A 14,316-nucleotide genomic window follows, 5' to 3' on the forward strand; every position below is an offset into this window, starting at 1 on the left:
TTCCAAGGCGGATTCGAGGAGCGCCGCGCTCAACTGCAGCCAAGGGAGGTACCGCAGTTGAGACAGCAGGCGCAAGTCCCCGTCACTTTCACCTTTGAGCTACCGCATTCGGAGCAGGTGAGGTGTCCTTCGGACTGGACGAGGAGCTCCATTTGTTCCTGGGAGAGCTGTCGCTCTGACCCTTCTTCTTCGCGCTCAATGGCCACGGAATCCGGAGCTTGATCCTCGAGGCCCTTTTCAGCCTGGGCCGCCGGGGACATTTGTTCCCGGTAGCCTTGAATATATTCCATTCCCAGCCAGCGGGCCAGGTAATCCATGACGCTCTTGGCCATCGGAATGTCCGGATTGCGCGTCATGCCTTCCGGTTCAAAACGGATATGGGCAAATTTCTTAACAATTGTTTCCAGGGGAACACCATACTGAAGGCACATGGAGAGGAGTGTGCCGATCGTGTCCATGAGGCCGTTGATCGTGCTGCCCGCTTTTGCCATCTGGATAAAAACTTCTCCGGGGGCACCGTCCTCGAAATTACCGACTGTCAGGTATCCCTTTGTTCCGGCCAGGTTAAACTTGTGCGTCAGGGATGCGCGCGTGTCAGGCAGACGACGGCGATAGGGTTCGGTAACCATCTGCACCTCGCGGCTCGCCTTGACCTCCTCCTGGACGTCCTTCTTGGTGCGCACAGGGGCGCTTCGCTTGGAACCGTCACGGTAAATTGCCACCCCCTTGATGCCTTTGCGCCATGCATGGAAATAGGTCTCGCGGATATCCTGGACAGTGGCCTCCTGAGGCATGTTGACGGTTTTGGAAATGCCGCCGGAAAGGAAGGGCTGGACAGCTGACATCATTTCGATGTGAGCCAGATGCGTCAGGACCCGTTTTCCTGAACCTGAGCGGAAGGCCGTGTCGAATACCTTGAAATGTTCCTCCTTCAAGCCACTTGTAATGGTTTCACCATTACTTTTAACCGGCTCAATTGTACCGTATTCCTTGATGTGGTTCAATATCCGTTCCCGCTCGGATAACTTGTAACCCAGGTTTTCCAGGGCGTGCGGAATCGACTTGATCGGAAGTTGCAGCATGCCACCTCCGGCGAGGGACTTGTAGGCAACCAGGCCGATGGCCGGTTCAATACCTGTCGTGTCGCAATCCATCAGGAAGCCGATTGTTCCCGTGGGAGCCAGGACAGTGACTTGGGCATTGCGGAAACCGTGTTGCTTGCCTTGCTGCAGGGCTTGCTTCCACGTTGAGCGGGCGTAATTCAGCATTTCCGGATCGATAGACTCATCAATCTGCTCAAGCGCCTTGAGGTGCTTTTCAATGACGGCCAGCATCGAGTCGACGTTATCCTTGCCGGGAGGGTTGTCGCAACCGGCGTAGCGGGCATCCTTGTAGCCGGCAAAGGGTCCCTTGTGGCGGGCCAGTTCAGCGGATGTCCGGTAGGCGGTGCCAGTCATGACTGCGGTAATCAAGGCAGCCAGGGAGCGACCTTCGTCGGAGTCGTAGGAATGGCCGTACGACATCAGGAGTGCCCCAAGGTTGGCGTATCCCAATCCCAGGGTACGGAACCAGTGGGAATTGTAGGTAATGGCTTCCGTCGGGTAGGAGGAACGGTCGACAATGATTTCCTGGGCTATGATGAAAATCCGGCAGGCCCGGGCAAAGCGCTCGAAGTCAAATCCCTGCTCGGTGCGGAACTTGAGGAGGTTGATGCTGGCAAGGTTGCAGGCGGAATTGTCGAGAAAAAGGTATTCGCTGCAGGGGTTTGTACAGTTCTGGCGTCCTGATCCCTTACAGGTGTGCCACTCATGGATGGTATCATCAAACTGCATGCCGGGATCACCACACATGTGCGTTCCTTCAGCAATCTGGGTCAGCAGGGCACCGGCGTTTTTCTTCTCACAGGGCTGACCATCTGTTACGCGCTTTGTCCACCAGTCGCCATTCTGTGATGCTGCATCCATGAATGCATCGGAGGCCCGGATGCTCAGGTTCTCATTCTGGAACTTGATCGAGCCATAGGCATCGCCGTTGAATGACGGATCATAGCCCTCTTCAATCAGGGCCCATGCCTTGCGCTCCTCGACTTTCTTGGCCTCGATGAATTCCTCAATGTCCGGATGCCAGTCCTTCAAGGTGTTCATCTTGGCGGCCCGACGGGTCTTGCCACCGCTCTTGACGACGCCGGCCACCGAGTCGTAGACCGCCAGGAAGCTCAAGGGGCCACTCGGACGGCCACCACCGGAAAGTTTCTCACGGGTTGAGCGGATTGAGGAGAGGTCCGTCCCGCTTCCCGAACCAAACTTGAACAGCATGGCCTCAGCCTTTGCCAGGTGCATGATGGATTCGAGATCATCCTCCACATGCTGGATAAAACAGGCTGAACACTGAGGGTATTGGTATTGGTTTGGTGCGCGTTTGACGGCCCCCGCTTCCTGGTCCCAGAAGAAGTTGCCCTTGGCGGAGTCCTTCCCGACTTCATATTCATGGTACAAGCCAAGGTTGAACCATACGGGAGAATTGAAGGCACCGGTCTGGTTGATGAGGAGCCACATCAGGTCTTCCTCGAAAATCTTAGCTTCGGTATCCGTCTTGAAATATCCGTCGGCGAGGCCCCAATCCTTCAGCGTTTTCGCAACGCGTGTGACAACCTCCTTGAAGGAAGATTCGCGGCCACCTGTTTTGGGATCCTTTCCGCGGTCGATATCGCCGTAGAAATACTTTGAGGCAAGGATCTTGGTGGCCAGCTCGGAAAAGGGTTTCGGGACTTCAATCTCATCCTGTTCAAAGATGGCCTTCCCGTTCTCGTCCAGAATGCTTGCCGCGCGCTTTTCCCACTCGATTTCATCGAATGGATGGACCTCCGGCCTCGCAAAACTATGCTCTTTCAGCAGGACACTGGCCTCCTTTTCGGGCGTAACTGGGTCGCTGGAGGTGGGTTTTGCGCTGGTGGAGGTGGCACTTTTCATAGTCGGTTCGTCTGGTAGTTCGGGGTTTTCGGTAAAAGCGTGTTAAGAACTTTGTGAACAACATGTTAGCAACATATAGGGGTTGCTGCCCCTTCTGTCCCCAACATGTTGTGTCGTCCGATCCAAAAGATAAGCTGTTCAGCTGAAAAGACGAAAATGATTCCATGCCCCGTAATTACCTGAACTAAGCAGGATAATTACATTTGTTAATAACCGGACGGGTGAAAGGCAGGGTTACCCCGAAAAAAGGGGTTACCGTGCAACGTCTTTTCGCAGCAGCTCCTTGATCCAGCGCTTGTGGGGCGCGGAGAGGGAAATTGTGTCGAGATCTGCAAGTGAGATAAAGCGGCTTTGGTTTCGGGACAGGCACTTATTCGAAAGAGGATGATCAGCGGGCAAGGCATGAATATGCTCGCGGATCTGTTCCGAACTGATCCCGCGGGAGCGTGAAAGGAGGGGCTTGTCCGTCAAGGCCTTGTCCAGTTGAGGAAGTTCGGCGAGCCCGGCAAGGCGCGGGGCTGACTCCGGGTAGAAATGAAGGAGGAGACATTCGTCCTTGAGTAGCCAAAGGCGGTGGACTTCCCGCTTGGTGGCGGATTTGCGGACAATGACTGGAACCGATTCCTGTGTGCCATTGGCTTTGGCACAACAATGTTCCTGAACAGGGCAGAGCAGGCATGCTGGGCGGGCCTTGCGACAGGTGGTCGCCCCGAGTTCCATCAGGGCCTCATTATAGTCGCCGGGGCGCTGGGGATCGATCAGCTGGCTGGCGAAAGGCCGGAAGCGTTTTTGCGCCTCGCTGGAAGACTGGACAGGTCGGGCATCATCCTCGAGGCGGGCCAGAACCCGGATCACATTGCCGTCAATGACTGGTTCGGGCTGGTTTTGTGCAATGCTGGAGATGGCCGCAGCGGTGTAGGGCCCGATTCCAGGGCGTTTCCGCCAGTCATCCGGGGTTTGCGGAATCCCTTCCTCCACGATGGATTTGGCCAGTTTATGCAGGTTACGGGCCCGGGAATAATAGCCGAGGCCCTCCCAGTGTTTGAGGACCTGAGCTTCCGGAGCCGCTGCCAGAACCTCAAAGTGAGGGAATGCTGCCAGCCATCGCTCGAAGTAGGGGATGACCGTTTCCACCTGTGTTTGCTGGAGCATGAACTCAGAAACCGCCGTCTTGTAGAGGCTTGATTCAGTGCGCCAAGGGAGGGTTCGCTTGTGCGAATCGAACCATTCGAGCAATTGTCGGCGAAAAATTGAGAAATCCCCTCGCATGAAATAGGGAAAAACCTAGATTTCTTGATCATTCGATACAAATCCTGATGAAAAAGAAAAAAAGTGGCGACGGGGACGAACCGGCCAAGAAGACAATTTACACCATTACGCTGGATGCGGACCAGTTGGAGAAACTCGAATCCATCTGCGATAAGCGCCTGTACGGCTATTACCATGTGGACCACAGTTTGTTCGCCTTCAAGGCACCTTTCGAGCAGGTGAACATTGTCGCCTACAAGAGCGGCAAGGTGGTGATCCAGGGAAAAGGGACTGAATCGTTTGTGCAGAACATCCTCGAAGCGGAAGTCACAGGCCAACCGCTGATGGGGTACGAGGAATTCCATAATCCGGAGTGGTTTGAGCCGCATGCGGGAGTGGATGAGGCCGGCAAGGGTGACTTGTTCGGCCCGTTGGTATCCTGCTGTGTTATTGCAGACGGTGATATGGTCCGTCATTGGCAGTCCGAGGGGGTGAAGGATTCAAAAAGCCTGACCGATGGAAGCATCCTCCGATTGGAGAAGATTATCCTCCGGACCAAGGGCGTTGTCGTAAAGAAGACCTTCGCCAACATGAACCGCTACAACGAGTTGATGAGCAAGCCCGGTGCAAACCTGAACAAGTTGCTGGCGTGGTATCATGCGCGCTCGGTTGCCGCGGCACTTGAAAAGCGCACCGTGGAGTGGGGGCTTCTGGACCAATTCAGCAAGGCTCCCCTGACCCAACAGCAACTGAAAAAAGACGGGGTCGACTTCGACTTGAAAATGCGGACCAAGGCGGAATCAGATCCCGTAGTGGCAGCTGCCTCCATCTGCGCCAGGGCCGAATTTGTGAAGCAGTTGCGCAAACTCAGCACGGAATTTGGCGAGGAATTGAAAAAGGGATCCGGGGCCCCGGCCAAGAAGCAGGGCGAAGAGCTCGTGGCAAAGCTTGGCGGGCACCGCCTGAAGGACTTTGCCAAAGTGCATTTCAAGACAGCCTACGAAATCCTCGGCCTCCCAGTCCCTAAAAAGCCGTCGTACTTCAAATAATGGCACGCGGGCTCATTCCGTTCGACAAGCGATTCCTGGGCGAGGCCACCTGTCTCGTGGGAATTGACGAAGCGGGACGGGGTTGTCTTGCCGGTCCGGTAGTTGCGGCTGCGGTCTGTTGTGACCGGGCTTTCTATAAATCCTCGCGTTGCGCATCCCTGTGCCGTGGAGTGGATGACTCCAAACGCCTGTCGGCGGAGAAGCGGGCCGCCATTGTCGAGCGTTTCAGGGGGGAGTGTCATGAAAACTGGATACAGGTGGGAATTGGACTGGCCTCTGTCGAGGAGATCGAGGAGCACAACATTTTCCAGGCCAATGTGTTGGCGATGCGCCGAGCTTGTGCCCGTTTGAAAGGAGTGTTGCAGGGTGGAGATGTGTTCCTTCCCGCAGAAACGCCGCCCATCCTGATAGATGGACGCCCTATCAAGACTTTTCCGTTTCCGCATCGGGGCGTGGTGAAGGGCGACCGGCAGTCGTTTGCAATCGCCCTGGCGGGAATCCATGCCAAGGAATGGCGCGATGCTCACATGCGTGAACTGGCCGGGGAATGTCCTGAATACGGGTTTGAGCAGCACAAGGGCTATGGAACAAAGACACACTTGGAGGCGATCCGAAGGCATGGGGAGACCGTCCATCATCGTTCGTTGTTTCTGCGGAAATTCCGAACGCAGCCAGCCTCTGCTGAAAGAGTAAGGCAAGACTCGCTTTTTGAGCCCTCTTCCCATAAAGTATTTCAATCATGAGTGCCGAGAAAAGGATCCGACTGGGTGTGAATATCGACCATGCTGCGACACTGCGGCAGGCACGGTACCGCGGCTATGAGCGTTTGCGCGGAGAGATGGTGGAACCCGATCCGGTCGCCCTTGCGATCGAGGCGGAAAAAGCCGGGGCCGATGGAATCACGGTGCACCCACGGGAAGACGGACGCCACATCCAAAGAGGAGATGTCCTGCTTTTGAAGGAGGTCCTTCAGGTGCCGCTGAACATGGAGATGGCTTGCACCGATGAAATGTTTGAATTTGCCGTGGAGGTCTGTCCCCGGACGGTTTGTCTTGTCCCGGAGAAGCGTGAGGAAATTTCGACAGAGGGCGGTTTGGATGTACTGGCGCGGGAGGCATGGATCACAAAACATGTTGGGCTGCTCCTCGAGAAGGGAATCCGCACAAGCCTGTTCATCGATCCGGACACTGTCCAGATCGAGGCCGCAAAGCGAACTGGCGCGGACTATATTGAACTGCATTCGGGCTCATTCGCCAATGCCTATTACGGAGATGAAGGTGAAGCCGAGGCAAAGCGCCTTGAAGCGGGAGTTCTCATGGGGCATCAGCTCGGATTGATCGTCAATATGGGACACGGAATTAATTACACGAATATTGAGCGCGTGCGGGGAATCCCCGGTATCCATGAAATGAATATTGGCCACAGTATTATCTCCCGCGCCCTATTTACAGGAATCCGCGAAGCTGTGCGGGAAATGAAGCACCTCATGAACGAGGAAGATCTGGCATGAACATTTCACTACCGGATGGCGGCATTGTCCGCAGTGTGGGCACTGACCTGATTGAATGCACCCGCATACAGCGTGTCCTGGAACGGCAGAAGGAGCGTTTTCTGGAACGTGTCTACACGGAGGGCGAGCGCGACTACTGCATGAAGATGAAGAATCCGGTTCCACATCTCGCTGCCCGCTTTGCCGCCAAGGAGGCTGTCTCGAAATGCTTCACCACGGGCATTGGCGGGTCCATCGGTTGGAAATCCATCGAGGTCATCAAGGGCGAGCGTGAAGAACCGTATATCAAATTGGATGAGCAAGGACTTGCCTTGCTTTCCAAACTTGGCGGAAATGAAATTCTCATTTCCCTCTCCCATACGGAAAACTATGGACTGGCCGTCGCGGTCCTGGTTTCCGATTAACAATTTCAAATCTTATCATGAACCCACTTTACCCCCAGTTTTCCATCGAGGCGGCGCGCGCCTATGAATCCTCTGTATTGAAAGGCGATTCCAGCCGCACCGAAGCCGCCATGGAAAGTGCTGGAACGGCCATCGGGATGGCCTTGCTTGAGGATTATCTGGAGCTCAATGAATGGTCTGAGTCAGCAAGTATCCTGATTCTTGGTGGAAAGGGACTGAACACGGGAGACGCCCTGGTTGCCTGTGAAGCCCTGCTCAATTACCTTCCAAGGATGCAGCTGAGTCTGGTTTCCACCGTGGAGGAGAGCGAAATGAAGCCGCTGGTCAGGGAGGTTCTTTCGCGGTTGAAGAGTTCTCTGGGCGAAGCCTTTCAAATTATTTCCGTTGCCGATTATCTTGCCGGCCCTTCTACCAGCTTCGATGTTGTGATCGATGGCATTTATGGCCTCGGTTTTCACCCGCCCCTGAGCGAGGAAGTTGCATCCCTGCTCAGGCAAGTGAATGGACGGAGCGATGTGGGTCTTCGTCTATCGATTGATCTGCCCAGTGGATTGACGGAAGGCAGCTCTGAGCCGGATACTTTTGTCGCGGATTTTACCTACATTCCCGGGGTTGCCAAAAAGCCTTGTTTTGAAAAGGAGAACGCAGGCCTTGTCGGACGGGTACGCTTCCTCGAGCTGGAGGTTTTTGCCGGGCAACCCGAACAGGATTGCACGGATTTTGTTTCTTCCCCCAACGCCCACAGGGCAATCAACCGCCTTCGCCCGTCGGCCAGCGACAAGCGAACCTATGGGCACGGATTGATCCTCGCGGGATCCGCCCATATGCCGGGAGCGGCAATCATGGCCACCCAAGGAGCCCTGCACGCGGGGATCGGGCTTGCCACCGTGTTTACCCCGGGTCGATTTTATCATTATATCGCCGGATCGGTGCCGGAGGCTATGTGGTGTCCCGTCCCGCTGAAAGTGGACGGCACACTTGATCCTGATGCGGTTCGTATTATTTCCCAATCCACGGACAAGGCCACCTCGCTTCTCATTGGTCCGGGTTTGCAGATGGACCGGTCGACGTCCTTTACAGTTTGCCGGATTGTGCGGGAAAATCCACTTCCACTGGTCCTGGATGCGTCGGCCCTGACGCAGGATGTGATGGCGGCCATTCTCGGGCGGTCGCTCGAGGCGGGTCCGGTCATCCTGACGCCGCATCCGGGCGAGTATGCCCGCATTCTCGGTCCCAAGGAGGACACCACCGATCCTGCCATCTTGATGTCATTCTGTCGCAAGTACCGCGTCATCCTTGTCCTCAAGGGCCATCCCACAACTATTTGCGACGGGCATAAGATAATTTCCGTTTGTACAGGCGGCCCGGTTCTCGCACGAGGTGGATCGGGAGACATCCTGGCTGGAATGCTGATGGCCCAGCTTGGTCAGAATCATGAATCCCCGCTCGAGACTGTCATTTCGACAGTTACCTGGCATGGCGCAGCAGGGGATTCCTTGGCACGGCAACGCGGGAGTGTGGCCGTCACCACAACCGACCTCTTACCTCACCTTTCAGTCGCCCTGCGTTCTTAGGTAAAAACCAGACTTGATTTTAGCGCCGGATTAATAACGGTCGTTAAATGATCCTTGAGCGACGATTTGCGTTGATGGCATTGGCGGCCCTGCCGGGTCTTGGCCCGGTGAACATCCGCCGACTGGATAATGCGCTAGGGGGCAAGGTGGAGCACCTGCTGGAGATGACAGAGGCCGAGCGGAGTGTGCTTTGTGCAAGGAACGTGGTGGATCAGCTGGGCGAGTGGCAAAAGTACTTCCATCCGGAACGGGTGGGGAATGAGCTAAAGCGCTTGAAGGCCGATTTCATCACCTCTGAGGAGTCAGACTACCCACGTCGCCTGGGGCCTTATTCGGACCGTCCAATCGGGTTATATCGTTGCCGGGAGGGAAGGACCTTTGGGGAGCGCTGTGTGGCAATTGTCGGGACACGCCAGCCGAGTGCATACGGGCGCAAGGTTGCCCGTGAATTTGCGGTGGAATTGAGCTGTGCGGGTTTCACGGTTGTGAGTGGCATGGCTGAAGGAATCGACACGGAGGCGCATCGTGCGGCTCTTGAATCAGGAGGGCGAACAGCAGCGGTGCTGGGTGGTGGATTGAACCGGTGCTACCCGTCAAGCAATCGTGAACTGATGGAAGAGATTGTCCAAAGTGCGGGCGTCTGGTCGGAATTTCCCCTTTGGCGGAGCGCGGACCGTCGAAGTTTTCCCCAACGCAACCGCATTGTCTCGGGTGTCAGCGAGGCGGTCCTGGTCGTCGAGTCGGGATTGAAAGGGGGAAGTCTGATCACTGCGCGGATGGCTTCCGAACAAGGGAAGCCGGTCTACATCATTCCCGGCCGAATTGATGCCCCCGAATCTGCAGGATGTCACAGTTTGATTCGCGACGGTGCACAGTTGGTCACAAGTGTGGAGGAAATTCTTGAGGATTTGAGTTACCTGCCCGAGGGACTGAAAAACCCGGGGTGGGGCCAGATTCCAGAGCTTCAGGGACGGAAGCCCAAACCGGAGCCACAACTTTCAGGCCTTGAGGCGTCTGTGTGGAAGGTTCTTGGAGACAAGTCCCATGCCCATGCGGATTCGCTGGCCAACGAGTTGGGCGTGTCGGTGAGCGAGATTTCCCGGACGGTCACGGAGATGGAAATTGCCGGCCATCTGGCCAGGCGGCTGGATGGCTGCTATGAGCGAAACTAGGCGCCGGATCAACCGGGTGGCCAAGTCATCTGCCGGCCACCGAGCAGGTGAACATGCAGATGGGGAACGCTTTCCCCGCCGTGAGGGCCATTATTGATGACAACCCGGTAGCCTTCGGCGAGATTTTCCGACTTGGCCAACTTTGCCGCGACCAGCAGCAGATGTCCGAGAAGTGCTTGGTCGCCCTCATCCCCTTGCGCCAGTCTCGGCAGGGGTTTCTTTGGGATGACCAGAATATGCACAGGGGCTTGCGGATTGATATCGCGAATCGCGAAAGCCAGATCGTCCTCATGGACAATCCCGGCCGGGATTTCCTTATCGAGGATTCGCTCAAAAAGGGTTTTCTCACTCATGTCGAAGCCGGATTTGAGGTTTATGGACAGCCGTCCTACATGCCTTCTTCGGGCACATCCAGAACGGTGAACATCAGCTCTGCGGAGGAAGCTAGTTCTCCCTCGACAAAGCACTTAGCGGAGGCACTGGCGAGGCGGTTGGCCCGGACCTTGGTAATTTTCACGTTGATCTCAAGTTGGTCGCCAGGGATCACGGCACGCCGGAACTTAACCTTGTCGGCGCTCATGAAGAGGGCGACTTTCCCCTCGGAAGAAATCTTGCGGAGCATCAGGAGTCCGGCTGCCTGGGCCATCGATTCCATCTGGAGGACACCCGGCATGACCGGATTTCCCGGAAAATGACCGGTGAAGTATGGCTCATTGATAGTGACATTCTTGATGGCCGTGATCTCCTCGTCGTCCTTCAACTCGATGACACGGTCGACAAGAACGAACGGGTAAGCATGCGGGAGAATATCGAGAATCCGCCGGATATTGATCTGAGTCTCGTCCGGGGAGATCATTTTGCTCTTCTTGGCTGCCGGGCCGTCCTTGCGCACGGGTTCGAGTGCCTTGGGCTCCGGTTTGGCCTGCATTTTCTGGAACAGGACCTTGGTCAACTCGGAATTCAGCTTATGTCCCGGGCGGACGGCGACAATGTGCGCCTTGAGGGATTTTCCAAGCAGCGAGAGATCGCCGACAATATCGAGAATCTTATGCCGGACAAACTCATCCTCAAAGCGGAGCGGTTCCTTTGAAAGGATCTGGTCACCCTTGATAACAATGGCTGAATCGAGGCTGCCACCTTGGATTTTACCCATTTTCAAGAGCGGCTCAATGTCTTCGTAGACAGTGAAGGTCCGGGCCGGGGCGATACCAGCGATGTACTCATCCGGTGAGATATCAATCGATAGGTGCTGGGTGTGGATGCCACGGTCATCAGCGCTTGTACAGGTCACCTTGAACCCGTTGTAGGGGAGGGCAATGATTGACCGGTTCCCTTCAGTCACCGAGATAGGCTCCTTGAGCTCAAAGCAGTCGCGGTCGGCATCCTGTTCGACTGGTTCGGCCTTCTGGATCAGGTTGACGTAGTGCTTGGCTGATCCGTCAAGGATTGGCGGCTCAGAGGCGTCCAGTTCAACCAGGCAATTGTCAATCCCGCATCCCGCAAGGGCGCTGAGGACGTGCTCGATTGTGTGGAGGCTGGTGTGTCCGGAGGAAATATCGGTGCTGCGGACCAACTTGTCCTGCACAAACTCAATTTTGGGTTGCACCTCCGGCTTGCCGTAAAGGTCCGTCCGCTTGAAGACGATCCCGTGGTTTACCGGTGCGGGCTTAAAGGTGAGGTGCACCATTTGCCCGGTATGAAGTGCTTTGCCGTGGGTGGAAACTTCACGGAGGAGGGTTCGTTGCCGCATGTCGGTTAAGGAAAGTCGTTAGGGTTGAGTGGTTAGCCAACTTAAAGTCCTAGTATGGAAGCTGCTGTCCTCCTTTGTAAAGGCCTGAATCTCAGCGCTATTGACAGATTCTCTGTGGAATGGTGAAACCATTGATCAATTCAATTACCCATTATGGCTTCACCAACTGATATTCGCAAAGGCAAGGTTATCCTCTACAATGGTGCTCCCCACCTTGTTCTCGATATGCTCCACCGCACCCAGGGCCGTCAGGCAGGCTTTGTCCAAGTCACCCTCCGCAACCTGAGTAGTGGCTCAAGCACGACGACAAAGCTTCGTTCCACGGATTCCGTGGAAATCCTCATCACGGATACGCGCAAGATGGAGCTCAGCTATGTCGACCAGGAAGGCTGGCATTTCATGGATCCCGAGACCTTCGAGGACGTGGTCCTCGCGGAAAGCCTGCTCGAAGATGCCAAAGGCTTTCTTTCCGAGGGAAATGCGGTTGACGTGCTTCTTGTCAATGATGAGCCGGTCCAGATCCAATTGCCTGCTTCCGTTGAGCTGGAAGTGACGGAAGCACCGGATGCTGTCCGGGGAGACACCTCCGGGGCAGCGATGAAACCGGTCACCGTCTCAACCGGCCTCGTCATCCAGACACCGCTATTTGTCAAAACTGGCGACACGATCAAAGTTTCCACAGCGGACAAAGGTTACCTCGGCCGCGTCTGAGCGCGGATGCCCTGATGTCAGCAACATCCATTCACCCCACGGCAGTCATCGAAGACGGAGCTGAACTGGCTCCGGATGTGATTGTGGGGGCGTTTGCTTACGTCGGGCCAATGGTGAAACTGGGTCCCGGGTGTCGCCTGCATCACCATGCGTCGGTCGAGGGAAATACGTTCATGGGCGAGCGTAATGAAGTCTTTCCATACGCCCTCATCGGCGGGCGTACCCAGGACAAGAAGTGGACCGGTGATGAGGCTCCTGTAATAATAGGTGACGATAATATCTTCCGCGAATATTGTAGTGTCCATCCCGCTACCTTTAAGGACAAGGCCACCGCTATCGGTTCACGAAACCTTTTCTGCGCCTACAGCCACATCGGGCATGAATGTCGGGTCGGGAATGACTGTATTTTCAGCAATAATGCCACGCTCGGTGGGCATGTATGTATCGGTGATCACGTCATCATTGGCGGCCTTACGGCGGTGCATCAGTTCTGCCAGGTGGGCGGCGGTGCCATGATCGGGGGCTGTTGCAAAGTCCTTCAGGATGTCTTGCCCCATGCCCTTGCGGAAGGCTACCCGGCCACGCACCGGACCATCAACAAGGTCGGGATGCAGCGTTGCGGGTTTGATGAGGAAGCAATCCAGATTGCTGCCCGTATCCATAAGCTGTTTTTCCGCAAAGGGCTCAACAAGGCCCAGGCCATCAAGGCCTTGGAGGCGGGTGAGTTGGGAACGCATGCCCTTGTCGAGGAGGCGCTTGCCTTCGCCCGTCGCAGCGAGCGCGGGCTCGCTTGAATCAGATTGAGGAGAACCGGTACTCCGTGAAAGAAGTGAAGGTCTGCCCCTTCTTGAGGACGGTCGAGGGAAACTCCTCAAAATTCGGGGAATCCGGGAAATGTTGCGTTTCGAGGCAGAAGCCGGCGTGTTTCGGGTAGAAGAAGCCGTTTTTGCCAGCCAGCGAACCGTCAAGGGCATTTGCCGTGTAGAACTGGACACCCGGTTCAGAAGTATAGACTTCCATTTTACGACCGGAGGCTTCCTCAGTAACGGTGGCCACCGGATCGGAGAAATCACGGTTTTCCCGTAGAACAAAAGTGTGGTCAAACCCACCACATTTTTCCACCTGTGGATTGGGTGAGTCCAGGCGATGATCCAGGGATTCTGCTTCGCGAAAATCGAAAGGACCGTCATTAACCGATTCAAAGGCACCGGTTGGAGTGCTGGTGTCATCGGTGATGGGAAGGAATTTGTCTGCCTCAATCTGGACGAGGTGCTGGCGGATGCTCCCGGATTCCTGACCGGCGAGATTAAAGTAAGGATGCATCGTCAGATTGACGACTGTTGTGGCATCCGTTGTAGCGGTGAATTCATACCGCAGTCCATTTTCCGGAGTGAGGGAAATCTCCACCTTCAGGTCAAGATTGCCGGGATACCCCATTTCGCCGTCGGGACTCGTGTACTCAAGCAGCAATACCTGTCCGTACTTGCCCTCCTTGACGCTTCCTTTGAAGAGTTTGTGGGAGAACCCTTCCGGGCCGCCGTGCAGGTGGCCATGTTCCTCATTCAAGGGAAGGGTGATGGTCTTGCGTCCGAGCTTGAATTTACCGTGGGCAATGCGGTTGGCGTAGCGGCCGACCAGTGCTCCAAAGTAATTCTGGTTATTCTCGACGTAATCCTCCACGGCATCGAGCCCAAGCGTGACATCATCTGGCATGCCGATACTGTCCGGGACCTCCAACTCGACCAGGATTCCCCCATAGTTCAGGAAAGTGGCCCGCAAGCCACTTTCGTTTTCCAGCGTGTAGGCACGGATGGCCTTGCGCTTCAGTTTTCCTATCGTTTCTTCGTGGATGATCTTGGTCATTGCTCGAACAGTTTACCCATCCCCAATAGCCCGTTAGGCGGGCCTTACGGCATGGATGTTGCTACG

The 14,316-nt window shown here is 55.6% G+C and carries 13 protein-coding genes; 8 read left to right on the forward strand and 5 right to left on the reverse strand.

From position 1 onward, the window contains the following. Positions 1-29: 29 nt before the first annotated feature. Together G0Q06_RS08500 and G0Q06_RS08505 are read right to left on the reverse strand one after the other, a co-directional pair. Positions 30-2,969, reverse strand: a complete 2,940-nt coding sequence (locus tag G0Q06_RS08500; RefSeq protein WP_163964411.1) for a vitamin B12-dependent ribonucleotide reductase — start codon at positions 2,967-2,969, stop codon at positions 30-32. 252 nt (positions 2,970-3,221) lie between these two features. Then, on the reverse strand, positions 3,222-4,238 hold the full coding sequence (locus tag G0Q06_RS08505) for an A/G-specific adenine glycosylase (protein ID WP_163964413.1): 1,017 nt from the start codon (positions 4,236-4,238) through the stop codon (positions 3,222-3,224). A 47-nt stretch (positions 4,239-4,285) separates the two neighbouring features. On the opposite strand from G0Q06_RS08505, the gene rnhC reads away from it, so the two are divergent. Genes rnhC through dprA form a run of 6 tightly spaced genes read left to right on the forward strand, consistent with a single transcriptional unit; the run spans position 4,286 to position 9,926 of the window. Continuing rightward, positions 4,286-5,266, forward strand: a complete 981-nt coding sequence (gene rnhC / locus G0Q06_RS08510) for a ribonuclease HIII (protein ID WP_163964422.1) — start codon at positions 4,286-4,288, stop codon at positions 5,264-5,266. Next, positions 5,266-6,009: a ribonuclease HII gene (locus tag G0Q06_RS08515; RefSeq protein WP_163964424.1), complete on the forward strand. Its 744-nt coding sequence runs from the start codon at positions 5,266-5,268 to the stop codon at positions 6,007-6,009. The genes rnhC and G0Q06_RS08515 overlap by 1 nt, the downstream gene beginning before the upstream one ends. After that, positions 6,006-6,776, forward strand: a complete 771-nt coding sequence (locus G0Q06_RS08520; RefSeq protein ID WP_163964426.1) for a pyridoxine 5'-phosphate synthase — start codon at positions 6,006-6,008, stop codon at positions 6,774-6,776. The genes G0Q06_RS08515 and G0Q06_RS08520 overlap by 4 nt, the downstream gene beginning before the upstream one ends. Then, positions 6,773-7,180 carry a holo-ACP synthase gene (acpS, locus tag G0Q06_RS08525; RefSeq protein WP_163964428.1) on the forward strand — a complete coding sequence of 136 codons (408 nt, stop codon included), beginning with the start codon at positions 6,773-6,775 and terminating at the stop codon, positions 7,178-7,180. The genes G0Q06_RS08520 and acpS overlap by 4 nt, the downstream gene beginning before the upstream one ends. A gap of 17 nt (positions 7,181-7,197) precedes the next feature. Continuing rightward, on the forward strand, positions 7,198-8,754 hold the full coding sequence (locus tag G0Q06_RS08530) for an NAD(P)H-hydrate dehydratase (protein WP_163964430.1): 1,557 nt from the start codon (positions 7,198-7,200) through the stop codon (positions 8,752-8,754). 47 nt (positions 8,755-8,801) lie between these two features. Beyond that, a complete protein-coding gene (gene dprA / locus G0Q06_RS08535; protein WP_163964441.1) occupies positions 8,802-9,926 on the forward strand; it encodes a DNA-processing protein DprA in 1,125 nt (374 codons plus the stop codon). An 8-nt stretch (positions 9,927-9,934) separates the two neighbouring features. On the opposite strand, the gene G0Q06_RS08540 is transcribed toward dprA, so the two are convergent. Next, a complete protein-coding gene (locus tag G0Q06_RS08540) occupies positions 9,935-10,279 on the reverse strand; it encodes a histidine triad nucleotide-binding protein (RefSeq protein ID WP_163964443.1) in 345 nt (114 codons plus the stop codon). Between the two features lie 35 nt (positions 10,280-10,314). Beyond that, the gene (locus tag G0Q06_RS08545; RefSeq protein WP_163964445.1) at positions 10,315-11,676 is read right to left on the reverse strand and encodes a bifunctional UDP-3-O-[3-hydroxymyristoyl] N-acetylglucosamine deacetylase/3-hydroxyacyl-ACP dehydratase; all 1,362 of its coding nucleotides are present in this window, start codon (positions 11,674-11,676) and stop codon (positions 10,315-10,317) included. A gap of 153 nt (positions 11,677-11,829) precedes the next feature. Here G0Q06_RS08545 and efp point away from each other — a divergent pair, with 153 nt between their 5' ends. Next, positions 11,830-12,387 carry an elongation factor P gene (gene efp, locus G0Q06_RS08550; RefSeq protein WP_163964447.1) on the forward strand — a complete coding sequence of 186 codons (558 nt, stop codon included), beginning with the start codon at positions 11,830-11,832 and terminating at the stop codon, positions 12,385-12,387. A gap of 14 nt (positions 12,388-12,401) precedes the next feature. Then, positions 12,402-13,181, forward strand: coding sequence for an acyl-ACP--UDP-N-acetylglucosamine O-acyltransferase (gene lpxA / locus G0Q06_RS08555; protein ID WP_163964449.1), 780 nt, complete (start codon positions 12,402-12,404; stop codon positions 13,179-13,181). 1 nt (position 13,182) lies between these two features. Here the strand turns inward: lpxA and G0Q06_RS08560 are convergent, their stop codons facing one another. Beyond that, a complete protein-coding gene (locus tag G0Q06_RS08560; RefSeq protein ID WP_163964451.1) occupies positions 13,183-14,250 on the reverse strand; it encodes an aldose epimerase family protein in 1,068 nt (355 codons plus the stop codon). Positions 14,251-14,316: the final 66 nt, after the last annotated feature.

Source organism: Oceanipulchritudo coccoides, assembly GCF_010500615.1.
In the GTDB taxonomy this organism is placed as follows: Bacteria; Verrucomicrobiota; Verrucomicrobiia; order Opitutales; family Oceanipulchritudinaceae; genus Oceanipulchritudo; species Oceanipulchritudo coccoides.